At 35.7% G+C, this 15,812-nt stretch carries 11 protein-coding genes; all 11 read left to right on the plus strand.

All coding sequences use genetic code 11. From position 1 onward, the window contains the following. Nucleotides 1-1,692, plus strand: a 1,692-nt coding sequence (locus B8T70_RS15290) for a TonB-dependent siderophore receptor (protein ID WP_123912120.1), incomplete at its 5' end; no start/stop codon positions are given. A 304-nt stretch (nt 1,693-1,996) separates the two neighbouring features. Further along, nucleotides 1,997-2,560, plus strand: a complete 564-nt coding sequence (locus B8T70_RS15295) for an AraC family transcriptional regulator (protein WP_039119733.1) — start codon at nt 1,997-1,999, stop codon at nt 2,558-2,560. A gap of 88 nt (nt 2,561-2,648) precedes the next feature. Beyond that, the gene (locus B8T70_RS15300) at nt 2,649-5,069 is read left to right on the plus strand and encodes a heavy metal translocating P-type ATPase (protein ID WP_086895386.1); all 2,421 of its coding nucleotides are present in this window, start codon (nt 2,649-2,651) and stop codon (nt 5,067-5,069) included. Nucleotides 5,070-5,701: 632 nt separating this feature from the next. Further along, nucleotides 5,702-6,295 (plus strand): AraC family transcriptional regulator, encoded by a 594-nt coding sequence (locus B8T70_RS15305; RefSeq protein ID WP_086895387.1) that lies wholly within the window; start codon nt 5,702-5,704, stop codon nt 6,293-6,295. A 378-nt stretch (nt 6,296-6,673) separates the two neighbouring features. Next, nucleotides 6,674-7,744, plus strand: a complete 1,071-nt coding sequence (locus B8T70_RS15310) for an efflux RND transporter periplasmic adaptor subunit (protein WP_086895388.1) — start codon at nt 6,674-6,676, stop codon at nt 7,742-7,744. Between the two features lie 21 nt (nt 7,745-7,765). Next, entirely contained in the window at nt 7,766-10,870 is a 3,105-nt protein-coding gene (locus B8T70_RS15315) for an efflux RND transporter permease subunit (RefSeq protein ID WP_086895389.1), read from the plus strand. A 23-nt stretch (nt 10,871-10,893) separates the two neighbouring features. Continuing rightward, entirely contained in the window at nt 10,894-12,243 is a 1,350-nt protein-coding gene (locus B8T70_RS15320) for a TolC family protein (protein WP_086895400.1), read from the plus strand. A 28-nt stretch (nt 12,244-12,271) separates the two neighbouring features. Then, complete coding sequence (locus B8T70_RS15325) at nt 12,272-13,699, plus strand: MFS transporter (protein WP_086895390.1); 1,428 nt, start codon at nt 12,272-12,274, stop codon at nt 13,697-13,699. A gap of 446 nt (nt 13,700-14,145) precedes the next feature. Then, the gene (locus B8T70_RS15330; protein WP_086895391.1) at nt 14,146-14,346 is read left to right on the plus strand and encodes a heavy-metal-associated domain-containing protein; all 201 of its coding nucleotides are present in this window, start codon (nt 14,146-14,148) and stop codon (nt 14,344-14,346) included. Nucleotides 14,347-14,378: 32 nt separating this feature from the next. Continuing rightward, complete coding sequence (locus B8T70_RS15335; protein WP_086895392.1) at nt 14,379-14,945, plus strand: DUF2652 domain-containing protein; 567 nt, start codon at nt 14,379-14,381, stop codon at nt 14,943-14,945. A 59-nt stretch (nt 14,946-15,004) separates the two neighbouring features. Then, the gene (locus B8T70_RS15340; RefSeq protein ID WP_082001773.1) at nt 15,005-15,421 is read left to right on the plus strand and encodes a Fur family transcriptional regulator; all 417 of its coding nucleotides are present in this window, start codon (nt 15,005-15,007) and stop codon (nt 15,419-15,421) included. The last annotated feature ends 391 nt before the right edge of the window (nt 15,422-15,812 follow it).

A 15,812-nucleotide genomic window follows, 5' to 3' on the forward strand; every position in this document is an offset into this window, starting at 1 on the left:
AAATTACCAGGAAAATCTATTCAGGAAATTTTGCAATATGCCAATGGTGTTGATTTAAGACAAAGAGGACCATTTGGGAGTCAAGCCGATGTAAGTATAGATGGAGGAAGTTTTGAGCAAACAGTTGTTCTTATAAATGGGACAAAAATTATTGACTCACAAACAGCACATAATATGCTTAATTTGCCTATTCCGGTTGAATTAATCGAAAGAATCGAAATAATTCGTGGGCCAGCTGCTCTTACTTATGGTGTTAACAGCTTAACCGGAGCTATAAATATTATTACCAAAAAACCAACCAAATCTGGCTTTTTAGTAAATACGTATGCAGGTTCTAATTTTGAAAAAGATACCCAAGATACTGGAGATACATTTTATGGTACGGGAATTCAGGTAGGAGGAGTTTTAAGCAAAGAGAAACAACAACATTCGCTTTTTGCTTCACATGATAAAAGCAACGGTTATCGATACAACACAGCTTTCGAAAATAATAAAATATTTTATCAGGGTAATTTTCAGATTAACGACAACAATGAAATTTTAAGTTCATTCGGTTATATTAATAACGGATTTGGTGCTAATGGATTTTATGCTGCTCCTGGTGACAGAAACTCAAGTGAAGTTGTACAAACTACATTTGCATCTGTACAATCTAAACATATGCTATCGGAAAAATGGACGTTGATGCCTCGAGTTAGCTACAGATATAATTATGATGATTATCGTTACTACGGAATTTCTAATCTAAAAGCGGGTAGAAGTCAGCATTATACCAACTCTATAGCTGCAGAAATTAATACAACGTATAAGATGGAAATGGGAGAACTGGGCTTTGGTGCAGAAGTACGAAATGAAGACATTAGCTCATCCAACATTGGGGATCATGATAGAGAAAATTTTGGAATTTATTTGCAATACCGAACTACATTTATTGAAAAGTTGGATGTAAATTTTGGTACTTATCTTAATTATAATTCAGATTATAAATGGCAAGCTTATCCAGGAATTGATGCTAGTTATGCCATAACAGATGCATTTAAGATAATAGGAAATATCGGTACAAGTCAGCGTATACCATCGTTTACAGATTTATACCTTAACCAACGTCCCGGGAATATTGGAAATCCTGATTTGTTAACCGAAAATGCTTTTCAGAGCGAAATAGGATTCAAATACACGAAGCAAAATTTTAGTTTTAATGCCAATTATTTTTACAGAAAGATTAGCAATTTTATAGATTGGACAAGAAATGTAACTACTCAGCCTTGGCAAAGTAATAATTACGGAAATCTAAATACAAATGGTTTTAATTTACGTACCAACTATAGAGTTAACTTTTCTAATGATTCTAGGTTAAATATCAATCTGGCGTATTCTTATTTAGATTTTAAATTTCAAGATGTCATCGATGATCTTTATTCTAAATATCTGGTTTCTTCTTTAGAGCACCAAATAACTAATACAATCGATTTTCAGCATAAAAATTTTACGGCGTTATTTGCTACTCGTTTTAATAAAAGAATAACAGGGCCATCATACTGGATTAACGACTTTAGAGTAAGTCAATCGATCAAAAAAGTAACCATTTATGTTGATGCACAAAATATCTTCAACACAACTTATTACGAAGTTGGAGCAGTTCCACTTCCGTCAAGATGGTTTAGTTTAGGAGTGAAATTTGTGACTTTCTAAACATCATAAACTAAATATTTTTACCGCAAAGGGCGCTAGGGTTTACGTAAAGGGTACAAAGCTTAACGTAATACTTGGTGGCCTTTGCGGTTAATTTTTTAGAATCAAACTATGTGTTTTTACCTCAAACAACACAAAGCAATCACAAAGAACACAACCTTTGCGTTCTTTGCGTAAATCTTTCCGAACTCTGCAGTTAAATTTTAAGCCCAAACTTTAAACTTAACATCCTTTGTGGTTAATTGAATTTTAATAGTAGATTTGTCGATACTATATTTAATAAAAAATCTGATCTAACAAGGATATGAGTACATTATTCGTTAAAAACATGGTCTGTAACCGTTGTATTATGGTAGTTCAAAATGAACTCGAAAAACTCGGTTTAGACTTTACAAATATTAAGCTTGGAGAGGTTAGCCTGACAAAAGAACTAAGCTCCGACGAAAGAAATTCGATAGAAGCAGCATTAGTTCCTTTAGGTTTTGAGGTGATAGATGATAAAAAAAGTAGAATTATCGAAAAGATAAAAAACATTATCATCGACCTGGTGCATCATCAGGATAATGACACAAAAAACAATTTATCTGATATCTTGAGCGAAAAAATCAATCATGACTATAACTACCTTTCTAATCTGTTTTCGGAGGTAGAAGGCACTACGATAGAAAAATATTTCATCGCTCAAAAAGTCGAAAAGATAAAAGAACTTTTAGTTTATGATGAATTATCGCTGAGCGAAATAGCTTTACGCCTAAACTATTCCAGTGTTGCCTACCTAAGTAATCAATTTAAAAAGGTAACAGGGTTAACACCAAGTCATTTTAAACAAATTAGGGAAGAAAAAAGAAAACCATTGGATAAGGTTTAAGTAAATATTACAAATCAAACCCATAATTACACAATAAAATTCATAGATATTGTCGCCAACTTTGCATGTAAATTACAACACGTGAAATATGGCGACAAATAATAATATCAAGGAAACAATTTTCATTCCGCTAGAAAATGTAGATAGCGAGCATTGTGCTTTAATCGTAGAAAAAGGATTAGCGGAGGTTAAAGGCGTTGAAACTCACAAAGTAGAAGTAAACAACCGCAGAGCTGCCATTACTGTTAAAGGTAATGAAACCGTTGGTAATGCTGTAAAGGCTATTAAAGACTTGGGATATAATGTTCCGACTGTTAAAAATACTTTTCCTGTTCTAGGTATGACTTGTGCTTCTTGTGCAGGCAGCGCAGAAAGTATTGTAACGTATGAATTGGGAGTAGTTGATGCATCGGTAAACTTTGCAACAGGAAACCTAACTGTAGAATATCTTCCAAATCTAACAGATGCAAATAAACTTCAAAAGGCTATGCAAGCCGTTGGTTACGATTTACTTATTGTAGACGAAACCAAACAGCAAGAATCTCTGGAGGCGATTCATGCCGAGAAATTCAAAAAATTAAAAAACAAAACCATTTGGGCAGTTCTATTGTCGTTACCCGTAGTAACGATTGGTATGTTCTTTATGGATATGCCTTATGGAAATGAGATTATGTGGTTCTTTTCGACTCCAGTAGTACTTTGGTTAGGGAAAGACTTCTTCATAAATGCATGGAAACAAACAAAAAACAGATCTGCCAATATGGATACTTTGGTGGCTTTAAGCACAGGAATTGCTTATCTGTTTAGTGTATTCAACATGCTATTCATGGATTTTTGGCATCAACGCGGATTACATGCGCATGTTTATTTTGAAGCGGCAGCAGTAGTTATTGCATTCATCCTTCTTGGTAAATTATTAGAAGAAAAAGCTAAAGGAAATACTTCATCTGCAATTAAAAAATTAATGGGTTTACAGCCTAAAACTGTAATGGTTATTCAGTCTGACGGAACGGAAAAACAAATAGCAATTGAAAACGTAAATGTTGGCGATATTATCCTTGTAAAACCAGGAGAAAAAATTGCTGTGGATGGAATGGTGACTTCAGGAAACTCGTATGTAGATGAAAGTATGCTAAGCGGTGAACCAGTTCCTGTACTGAAAACGGAAAACGAAAAAGTATTTGCAGGAACTATAAACCAAAAAGGAAGTTTTCAATTCAAAGCAGTTAAAGTTGGAAAAGAAACCATGCTTGCACAAATTATTAAAATGGTGCAAGATGCCCAGGGAAGTAAAGCTCCTGTGCAGAAACTAGTTGATAAAATAGCAGGTATTTTTGTTCCAATCGTAATTAGTATAGCCATACTTACTTTTATTGTTTGGATAGTTCTAGGAGGAGAAAATGCTGTGGCACAAGCTTTATTAGCAGCAGTTACAGTATTAGTTATTGCTTGTCCTTGTGCATTAGGTCTTGCAACACCTACAGCAATTATGGTAGGAGTGGGCAAAGGTGCCGAAAATGGTATATTAATTAAGGATGCCGAAAGTTTAGAACTAGCAAGAAAAGTTACGGCAATTGTCTTAGATAAGACCGGAACTATTACTGAAGGAAGACCACAAGTAACAGGTGTTAAATGGCTAAATAATAACGATGTAACAAAAGATATTTTAATTAGTATCGAAAAGCAATCCGAACACCCTTTAGCGGAAGCCGTAGTAAAAAATTTCGAAAGTATACCAAACGTAGTTCTAACCCATTTTGATAGTATTACTGGTAAGGGAGCAAAAGCAATCTATATGGACGAAACCTATTATGTAGGTAACAAGAAATTGCTAGCAGAGAATAATATCACTATTGACAGTACATTATTGGATCAAGCTGATGCATGGGGTAAAGAATCTAAGACTGTAATTTGGTTTGCTAATAGCAAGCAAGCACTTTCGGTTATTGCAATTTCTGATAAAATCAAAGAAACATCTGTAGAAGCGATCAAACATCTGCAAGGTATGGGTATTGAACTCTATATGCTTACTGGAGATAATGAAGCTACTGCAAAAGCTATCGCAGAACAAACAGGAATAAAACATTATAAAGCAGAGGTTATGCCACAGCACAAAGCCGATTTTGTAAAAGAATTGCAACAGCAAGGTAAAGTTGTTGCCATGGTAGGTGATGGTATCAATGACAGTACAGCCTTGGCTACAGCCGATGTAAGTATTGCAATGGGCAAGGGAAGCGACATCGCAATGGATGTGGCAAAGATGACCATTATATCATCAGATCTTAACAAAATACCTCAGGCTATTCGACTATCTAAACAAACAGTAGCTACCATCAAACAAAACTTATTCTGGGCGTTTATTTATAATCTTATTGGTATTCCTCTTGCTGCAGGTATATTATACCCAATAAACGGATTCTTGCTAAACCCAATGATTGCAGGAGCTGCAATGGCTTTGAGTAGTGTTAGTGTGGTAAGCAACAGCTTACGATTAAAGTGGAAAAAGTAAACTTATCTGAGCTATAAATTCTCAAGACAAATTATATAGTCAGATTACATAAAATTAATAATGTAACACAAAAGCTCACCATATAAGTGATGTAAGTTCATTTAAGTTTACACAGATTAACTATACTTATATTTACTTACTTCACTTATATGGTTAAAATAATTTCATTTGAATTATTATGAATGCTTTTTGGTAGTACTTGAACAGTTCAAACTACGAAGTTTATTAAATCTGTAATTAAAAAAAAAGAAGCTAACTATCTTGATGCGTTTGCCAAACGGCGGTTTCATAATCTATTGGCCGCCGTTTTATATTTATTCCTTAATTAAAAGAAGAATTTATTCCACCTAAGATTACCCAATAAATAATTGATTTTGTTTTTTAATTGACCTCATTTTTTCCCTTCCTTAACATCTTCGGAACTGGTTAAAAATGAGGTTTTCTTTTAAGAAATACGCGCCGCAAGAGAAACCTTTGAATCTTTGCCTCTCAGAACCTCAGAACCTTTTTAAAACAATCAATAAATTTTATAAATCAAATTAGGAATAGCAATATAAGACACAGCTCAACTATCAGGAAATTTGTAAAACAAAATTCAAGGAAATGGAAAAAGCATCATTAATATCAATTTTATGACATTACTAATAAAAGGAATGGTGTGCAACAGATGCATTTATGTTCTCGAACAAGAATTTTTAAATCTAGGTTTAGAAATCATTGCTATTGAGCTAGGACGCGTTGTAATAAAAGATACAGCCAACTTTTCTGTGAACCAAGAGGCAATTAAATCCATGCTTAAAAAAAATGGATTTGAACTATTATTTACTAAAACCGAAGAAACTGTAGAAAAGATTAAGGAACTAGTAGAAATAGGAATCAAAATGCAATTGGACAATGGAAAACCAACCAAATTTTCTACATTAATCAGTAATAAACTGACCAAGAATTATGATACGCTTAGCGCTTTATTTTCGTCTGTAGAAGGACAAACACTTGAAAAATATATCATCCTCAGAAAAATCGAAAAGATAAAAGAACTTCTTGTTTATACAGATCAATCGATGTCTGAGATTACCCATACTTTAGGATACAGCAGTCCTGCACATTTATCTAACCAGTTAAAAAAATATACTGGTTTTACTTCTTCCTACTATAAAAAAATACGGCTTGATAAGCTTGCTATTATAGAGAAACAATCTCATATAAATACTCCTTTGTCATTATAAAACTTAAGACACACTGCTGTGCGTCTCTACGAAAAACCTTTGCGGCTCAGAACCTCCATAAATAGATTACTTAAGACGCACTGCGGTGCGCCTCTACGGAAAACCTTTGCGCCTTAGTCCCTCAGAACCTTTGAACCTTTCTCTTTTGAACCTTTTTCTTCTACAACTTAAGACGCACTGCGGTGCGCCTCTACGGAAAACCTTTATCCCTTAGTACCTCGGAGCCTTAGTACCTCAGAACCTTTGTCCCTTAGAACCTCTAAACAAAAAGTAAATCTCACAACTCTTACCTGTAATTGTGTATAAAGCCCGCTAGCATCTCACTGTAATTTTGACAATGAAATTTAATAGTTAGTTGGATAATTAAAAAAAAAGAACATGTTATACAAACATACTACACAAAGGTTGGGAATTTTAGTTCCCTTGTTGAGCATCTTATTGATTGCTTGTGAGAACAAAACTGAAAAAGCACCAGAAAAGGATGCAACAGCTAAGGCGGATGCCAACAAACTACCAGTTGACATTATAATTGCCCAAGAAAAACAACTCAATCAGGAAGAGGTTGTAGTGGGAACGATGATGCCGTATCGCGAAGTCTCTATTGTGAGCGAACTCCCTCAAAAAATTACTCATGTAGCATTTAAAGATGGTAGTTACGTGAGCCAAGGAGCTGTGCTTTACAAACTGAATGATGCCGACATCAGATCGCGGTTAAAACAGGTTGGTGCCGAACTAGAACTGGCTCGTCTTACAAAAGACAGAATGGCTAATCTTTTAAAAACCGAAACTGTAAGACCACAGGAAAACGACGAGGCAGTTATGCGTTACCAATCCTTGATTGCACAGCAAGAACTCCTTCGGGTAGACTTAGCCAAAACCGTAATTAGAGCTCCATTTTCGGGAAAAATCGGAATTTCAAAAGTACACCTTGGCGCTTACGTATCGCCTGGAGCTGAACTAGTAATACTGCAAGATCAAAGCAGTATCAAAATCAATTTCTCTGTTCCAGAAAAATACTTGCCGTTGATACAAACAGGAAACAAAGTAAGATTTACTTCTGAGTTATCTGATCAAGAATATTCGGCAACTATCAATGCTACCGAACCGGGTCTTGATGCTCAAGGCAGAAGCTTACAAGTACAGGCTATAACTAATAATTCTAACGGAAAATTTCGTGCAGGCCTTTCGGCAAAAGTTTATTTCAGTGTCACTCAGAAAGGAGCAAAAGGTATAATGATACCAACCGAAGCTCTGTCGCCAAGTGATAAAGGATATGCTGTTTTTGTAATAAAAAACGGAGTAGCAAAACCCGTGGCAGTAACCATAAGTAATAGGACAGAAACGGATGCTGTTATCACATCTGGGATTAAGACTGGCGATAGTATCATAATTTCAAATATGCTGCGCATAGGAGATGGTACTCCTGTAAAAGCCGTTGTACCCAATTAATCAAATTCAAATTTTAGCGTTATGAGTATATCAGCTTTAAGCATAAAAAAACCGGTCTTAGCCGGTGTATTCTCCCTCCTCATTGTTATTTTAGGAATAATAGGATGGAAACAATTAGGGATTCGAGAATTTCCATTAACAGAACCACCAGTAATTTCAGTAATTACTTTCTATGCAGGTGCAAGCCCAGATGTAATCGCATCTAAGCTTACCAGACCAATGGAAGAATCGATATCGGAAGCAAACGGAATACGCACCATTTCTTCTGAATCCAGGGAACAAGTAAGTGTAATTTCAATAGAGTTTAACCGTGAAATAAACATTGAAGACGCATTAAATGACGTCAGGGATAAAGTTGCCAAATCACGAAAACAGCTTCCTACAGATGTAGATCCGCCGATTGTACAAAAAGCATCTTCGCCAGATAATCTGGTAGCATTTCTTGAAGTAGAAAGCGATACCAAAGACATAAAAGAGGTCAGTCACCTCGCATCTACTACAATCAAAGACCGAATACAGTCTATCCCCGGAATCAATAATGTTGCTATCGTGGGAGAACATAAATACGCAATGCGTCTTCGGTTTGAGCCGTCTAAACTTGCTGCTTATCAACTAACTCCCGAAGATATCCGTAAGGCATTATTAAGAGAAAACATCGATTTGCCTGCGGGTAGGATAGACGGGAATAATAGCGAACTAAGTATTCGTACAATGGGACGTCTTACTTCCGTAAAAGATTTTGAGGAAATGCTCATCAAACAAGTTGATAATAGAGTAATCCGATTAAAAGACATTGGCTCAGCCGAATTAGGAGAAGTAAACGAACGTACGGCTATCATCAATGAAACTGGAGGCCTTAACCGCGTTGGTGTGGGTGTGGCTATCCAGATACAACGTGGTGCAAATGCTATAGAAGTAGTAGATGAATTTTACAGAAGATTAGATCAGCTAAAAAAAGATATCCCATCTGAATACCGCTTAATAGTAGGTTTCGATTATACCCGTTCTGTAAGAGAATCTATTAAAGAAGTAGAAGAAACACTCTTTATCGCTTTTGGTTTAGTCGTATTAATTATTTTTCTTTTTCTAAGAGACTGGCGATCTACAATCATACCAGTATTAGCGATTCCGGTTTCTATTCTTTCCGCATTTTTTATTATGTATATAGCTGGTTTTTCTATCAATATACTTACCCTTTTGGGATTAGTACTTTCCATAGGATTGGTGGTAGATGATGCTATTGTTGTACTCGAAAATATCTACAAAAAAATAGAAGAAGGAATGTCGCCCATACAAGCAGCATTTAAAGGCTCTAAAGAGATTTATTTTGCAGTTATTTCAACTACCATTACGTTGGCAGCAGTATTTCTGCCGATTGTTTTCATGGGAGGAATCAGCGGTCAGCTATTTAAGGAATTTGCAATTGTAGTATCTGGTTCTGTAATGGTATCGGCTTTTGTAGCACTGACACTTACTCCAATGCTGAGTGCTTATTTCTTGAAGAAAGAAGAAAAGCCTAGCTGGTTTTATAGTGTGACTGAGCCTTTTTTCGTCCGTATGAATAATGGATACGCTAGTTTGTTAATCACATTTATGAAATTTAGATGGCTGGCGTGGGTATTTTTAATCGGCACAACTTTACTTATTTATCTTGTTGGCAAAGGACTTCCTTCTGAGCTAGCACCGATAGAGGACCGTTCGAACATGAATCTAATTGCCGTTGCTCCCGAGGGTGTTTCTTTCGATTATATGAAAAAACACATGACCGAAGTTGGAAAATATGTAAACGATTCTACCGATGGTTTATATCAAACCTATTCGATGGTTGCGATCTCATTTATTCCCGCTCCAGCGCCTGTTAACGTAGCTGTACAAAGTATTTATCTTAAAGATCCGAAAGATAGAAAATCAAGTATTAAGGATTTATACAATCAATATGGTGCGGCGTCGGGTAAGTTTAGAGGATTTCTTTTATTTCCTTATTTGCCTCCAACCATCGGAAGTCGTTATGGAGGAGGAATGCCAATACAATATGTATTGCAATCGCCAAATCTTGATAGTCTAACAGCGGTGCTTCCTAAATTTCTGGCAGCCGCACGCCAAAGCAAAAAACTTCTATTTGTTGATGCTGATCTTAAGATTAATAAACCAGAGGTGAAAATAAATATTAACAGAGAAAAAGCAGCCTTAATGGGCGTATCTATGGAAGAAGTGGCTCATACGCTGCAACTTTCATTCTCAGGACAGCGATACGGATATTTCCTTCGCAACGACCGTCAGTATGAAGTAATTGGACAATTGGACCGCCAACACAGAAATGACAAAAGTGATTTAAGCGCTATCTATGTTCGTTCAACAACAGGTAAGATGATTCCGTTGAACAACCTGATAATCACTGAAGAAGCAGTAAGTCCAGCTGCTATATACCGATACGACCAATATATATCGGCTACAGTATCGGCAGCAACAGCAGAAGGGGTAAGCCTTGCCGAAGGAATTGAGGAAATCGAAAAGATTAAGAAAGAAGTGTTAGGAGAAAATTTCAAAAGTTCATTAGCAGGTCAATCACGAGATTATGACGAGAGTCAAGGTAATATCGCCTTTACGCTAGTCCTTGCATTATTGCTTATCTATATGATTCTAGCTGCTCAGTTCGGAAATCTTCGTGATCCATTAACCATTATGTTAACCGTGCCTATGGCAGTAACAGGAGCAATTCTTAGCCTATCGTGGTTTGGTCAGAGTTTAAACGTATTCAGTCAGATTGGGATTATTACACTGGTAGGACTAATTACCAAGAACGGAATCCTTATCGTAGAATTTGCCAATCATCTAAAAGATACAGGACTTTCTAAATACGATGCCGCAATACAGGCAGCAGAACAACGTTTCCGTCCAATTTTAATGACATCGCTAGCCATGATATTCGGAGCATTACCTATTGCCCTTACGGTTAACAGCCGCCAGTCATTAGGAATTGTTATTGTGGGAGGACTTGTCTTTTCGGGAATATTAACATTGTTTATCATCCCGGCAGTTTATTCTTATTTGTCAAGCAAAAAAGGAGAAGTTGTTATTGTAGAAGAAGATTCTGAAGACACAAACAGTCCAGCCATAGAATCATGATTTTAAATCTCAAAGAAGATAAAATGAAAACAAATATCTTACACATAGTTACAGCGCTGCTATTGCTAAGCAGCGCTAATGCAGTGCATGCACAGAAAAAAAAGCTGGCTCTCACTGATGCATTAGAAATGGCAAAACAGGGAAACAAAGCATTACAGGTTCAAATATTAGAAGAAATAAATGCTAAAGAAATGACCCGAGAAACAAGAGGTGGTTTGCTGCCCAGTATTTCGGCAAACGCAGGCTTTTCTCATTATTTCGACAGGCAGGTTATATTCCTCCCAGGTTCCTTTGTAGGCACAGATAAACCAGTGCAGGATTTCGCTGTTGGCGGAAGAAATACTTATAATGCATTCGTATCGTTGTACCAACCCATCTTTGCACCAGCGACACATCAGCTTACAAAAGCTTCTAAAATCAACGAGAAAATTCAAGACGAAAAAACAGCCGATTTAAAAAGTCGGGTAGCACTTCAGGTTTCCAGTCGATATCTTAACATACTGATGATGAACAGACAACTAGGTTTACTTCAACAAAGCCATCAACGTAATATCAAAGCGCTTCAAGATTCAAAATCGCTATTTGCACAAGGCAGAGGACTAAAATCAGATACGCTAAGGAGTTTTATTGCTGTAGCAAATTTAAAATCATCTGTTTCTTATTTAAAAAATAATATAGAGGTATCTGGCATTGAATTAAAAAGACTCATCGGATTAGAAGATTCGGGAGAAATTGAACTGACAGACGACCTTGAGTATAACATAAAAGTAAGTCAAAGTGAATTTTACCAAGTTGATCAAGCATTGCTAATTGCTGATAAAAATAGGAATGATTTGAATATTCAAAAACTGACTATTGATCTTCAACAAAAAAAATTAAAAGCCGCTCAGTCAGAACTATTACCAAAGCTGGCATTAATAGGACAATATCAGATACAAGCACAAGCTGATGATATGGAATTTAACGAATATGCCTGGCCAAGAACTTCTTTCTTAGGCTTACAACTGAGTGTCCCGATTTTTAATGGTAACCGCACTAAATCTCAGATTAATCAAGCAAAAATTAAAACGCAGCAAGAAGACATATTGCTAAACGATTTAAAAGATGAAGTTAAGACTGAACTGGCTACGATTATAAGCAAATGGAAAGAAGCAGTAACGCAATTAGACATTCAGGAAACAACGGTAAAGTCGGCAGAATTAAACTACCGAATGATTGATGATCGTTTTAGAAATAGCTTAGGCTCAAGACTTGAATTAACAGATGCTGAACTAGCACTAACACAAGCCAAAATAAATTACCTAAACGCTGTGTATAATTTGCGAATGTTACATATAGAATTACAACAAGCCCTTGGACTGCTAACTCTATAATTACTAACTAAAATAATTAAATAAAAATATGACTAAAAATAATAAACAACCAATAGACAAACCTACACCATATAGCAAACGATGGTCGGCACTTTTTTTACTTTGCACAGCACAATTTCTAGTAATTATGGATACCTCAATTATTGGGGTAGCCTTGCCCGCAATAAAAGCAGATCTTGGCTATTCGCAAAGTGGTTTGCAATGGATTTTTAATGCATACGTTATCCTATTCGGAGGATTTTTACTCCTCGGCGGGCGTTTGTCGGATTTGTTTGGTGCACGTAAAATTTTTATGTGGGGATTCATTATACTTTCCGCTGCATCACTTTTGGCTGGTGTGGCATGGTCTGAAGCTGCGCTTAATACCGGAAGAGCTCTACAAGGTTTAGGTTCGGCACTTATTGCTCCGGCAGCACTTACTTTAGTATTATCTAAATTTACCGACCCAAAAGAACTCAATAAAGCATTAGGCTTTTGGGGAGCATCTGCCGCTGCGGGAGGTTCTGCAGGAGTTTTCCTTGGCGGAGCAATTACTCAATGGCTTTCTTGGCATTGGATATTCCTAATTAATATTCCCGTAGGACTTATAGTATTAGCATATAGTAAGAGTTTATTATTTGCTGGTGTTACCCGCAAGGGAAAAGTAGATATTGCAGGAGCAATTCTAGCCACAACAGCATTAGTAGTAATGGTATATGCAATCGTATCGGGAGAAGGAGCAGGGTGGAAGTCTTTACAAACCATTGGCTTACTAGGTCTTTCTTTGTTATTATTTCTTATTTTCTTTATTGTTCAGAAACAGAAGAAAGAACCATTAGTACCTATGAGCATTTTTAGAGTTCCTAATCTTTCGGGAGGTAATCTAGTAATGGCTTTAATGGCCGCAGGATGGATTCCGTTATGGTTTTTCCTGAATCTTTATTTACAGCAAACGCTGAATTATTCTGCCTTTAATAGCGGACTGGCTCTATTACCAATGACAATTGCTATCATGTTTTTGATGGTTGGTGTTACAGGAAAGTTGGTTGCTAAGTTTGGTTTTAAAGCAAATCTAATAGCTGGATTAATCGCTCTTACAGGATCACTTCTTCTTTTTAGTACCATTCCGCCTGACGGAACATTCCTAATCAATGTCTTGCCTGCATCTTTATTGGGAGGACTTGGTATGTCATTAGCCTATATTCCGGGAACTATTGCTTCAATGTCTGGCGCCAAACCCGAAGAAATGGGACTTGCTTCTGGCTTGGTTAATACAAGTTATCAAGTAGGTTCGGCTTTAGGACTGGGTATTGTTGTAGCTATTTCGGCCGCAAAAACAAATACGCTCAAAGCAATGGGTGAAACTGATATTGCGGCATTAAATTCAGGTTTCCAGACCGCTTTTTTATCAGCAGCAGTTATATGTGCGATTGCCGCAATCATAGCAACTTTTTCTATCAAAACACTTAAACAATAAGTAGCTATTCAAGAAGCAAGCTTTATAAATTCTTAAAACAAACCATTTTTTTGACCTCATTTTCAATCCTCTTCTTTAATAGTTTGGAAGTTGATTAATAATGGGGTCTTTTTTTTGGAAAATAATTTTCTATAAATCTGCGGTACGCAAGAAACCTTTGCGCCTTTGCCTCTCAGAACCTTCATAAATACATTCTTTAAGACACACTGCGGTGCGTCTCTACAGGAAAACCTTTGAACCTTTGCCTCTCAGAATCTCAGAACCTTCATAAACACATTCTTTAAGACACACTGCGGTGCGTCTCTACAGGAAAACCTTTGCACCTTTGCCTCTCAGAACCTCTGAACCTTCTTCAATCAATCAGTAAATATTATAAATCAAACAAGGAATTACACCATGAAAAACAGTGGTACAATTCTGAAATTTGTATAATAAAATAAAGCAAAATGGAAAATATAATATTAAATATACCTGATATGAAAAGTGAACATTGTCAGGCTAGAGTAAATACTGTTATCAAAGATATAGATGGAATTCAAATTCAAAAAATAGAGGCTGGAAAACTAGCCGCTTCTGTAGAAGACAATGATGCTGCAGAAAATCTTATAGATGCTATTAAAAAGGCGGGATATACAGTTGGTAATTAATAATAGTAATCAGCCCAGCTGTAATCCGAATTATGAAAAATGATACTGCACAATATAAAACAGGAATGGTGATGATTCCAGACATATCTGGTTTTACAGATTTTGTAATAAATACCAATATGTTTATCGGTAAATACATAACCGAAAGTCTGCTAAAATCAATAATAGACAGCAACACATTATCCTTAGAAGTTTCGGAGATTGAAGGTGATGCCATATTATTTTACAAATACCACAAAATACCGTCGTTTGGTACTACATTAACTCAAATTGAAGTAATGTACAACAACTTCAAAAAAGAAATAGCCAGACTATCACAACAACTTGCAATGGAAATTCCTTTATCATTAAAAATCATTGTGCATTATGGTACTTTTACTAAATATAAAATTGGCAGATTTGAGAAACTTTATGGAACGCCTGTTGTAGAAGCTCACAAAATGCTTAAAAATCATATTGCCAAATTTCCGCCGTATGCTTTGTTCTCAGATGCTTTTTTAAAAGCCAATTTTGAACAACCGGCTAAAGCAACTATCGAATATGACACTTGCGATAATTGTATGTACTTACCAGAGATTGGTTATATACATTATTTGTAATATTAGTATCGTTCGCTATTTTCTTAAATTTGTAATAGAAGCCTAAATAAAATATAAAAATGGAAAGCTTAGAAAAAAGATTATTGAACAGGAATATAAAGCCAACATCAATACGGTTATTGATATTTAAAACAATGACTGAATTTAAAAAAACTTTTAGCCTGACAGATCTGGAAACGGAATTAGAAACCGTAAATAAATCGACCATTTTTAGAACCTTGACTTTGTTTCATGAAAACTTACTTATTCATAACATTGACGACGGTTCTGGTTCAATGAAATATTCAATTTGTAATGAAACCTGTATGTGTACCGTTGGAGAATTACACGTTCATTTTAATTGTAACCGTTGCCATAATACCTATTGTCTCGAAAGCATATCTATTCCACCCATCCAACTTCCTGAAAAGTTTTTATTAGAAAGCGTCAATTTTGTAATGAAAGGAATTTGCGAAAATTGCTCCAAATTCTTTTAGATTATCTCAAGAATAAACAAGTATTTATATCATTAGAAAGTCCATTATTTCAGGCCTTGAATTGCCCGACAATCAGTAAATAATTTATTCTCTAAAGATTTTTAGGAGCTATTTCCTGCTATCATTCCAAATCTTTTTTATTGAGAAAAACAATAAAAAAGGATTTTCCCTTCTATCAGGGCTAGAAATGCAACCGCGTGAATAATTGATGTTTGTAAAAAATTTGCGTTTTTCCGATAAATTTATTCTATACAAGATTATATATTTTTCCTTAACTTAATAAAATTGATTTCAGATTTTTGACTAACGATTTTTGATTTCAGAAGTATAAATTGCAACCAGGTTCCCAAAACAGACTGATAACTTTGCCATAGAATTAAAAACTATTAGA

Origin of the sequence: Flavobacterium sp. AJR (assembly GCF_002156885.1) — a bacterium.
GTDB lineage: Bacteria > Bacteroidota > Bacteroidia > Flavobacteriales > Flavobacteriaceae > Flavobacterium.

Excerpts from the sequence above, each read along its gene's own strand:
- B8T70_RS15295 (WP_039119733.1), top strand. The coding sequence starts at position 1,997 with ATGAGTACATTATTCGTTAAAAACATGGTCTGTAACCGTTGTATTATG.
- B8T70_RS15300 (WP_086895386.1), top strand. The coding sequence starts at position 2,649 with ATGGCGACAAATAATAATATCAAGGAAACAATTTTCATTCCGCTAGAA.
- B8T70_RS15305 (WP_086895387.1), top strand. The coding sequence starts at position 5,702 with ATGACATTACTAATAAAAGGAATGGTGTGCAACAGATGCATTTATGTT.
- B8T70_RS15310 (WP_086895388.1), top strand. The coding sequence starts at position 6,674 with ATGTTATACAAACATACTACACAAAGGTTGGGAATTTTAGTTCCCTTG.
- B8T70_RS15315 (WP_086895389.1), top strand. The coding sequence starts at position 7,766 with ATGAGTATATCAGCTTTAAGCATAAAAAAACCGGTCTTAGCCGGTGTA.
- B8T70_RS15320 (WP_086895400.1), top strand. The coding sequence starts at position 10,894 with ATGAAAACAAATATCTTACACATAGTTACAGCGCTGCTATTGCTAAGC.
- B8T70_RS15325 (WP_086895390.1), top strand. The coding sequence starts at position 12,272 with ATGACTAAAAATAATAAACAACCAATAGACAAACCTACACCATATAGC.
- B8T70_RS15330 (WP_086895391.1), top strand. The coding sequence starts at position 14,146 with ATGGAAAATATAATATTAAATATACCTGATATGAAAAGTGAACATTGT.
- B8T70_RS15335 (WP_086895392.1), top strand. The coding sequence starts at position 14,379 with ATGAAAAATGATACTGCACAATATAAAACAGGAATGGTGATGATTCCA.
- B8T70_RS15340 (WP_082001773.1), top strand. The coding sequence starts at position 15,005 with ATGGAAAGCTTAGAAAAAAGATTATTGAACAGGAATATAAAGCCAACA.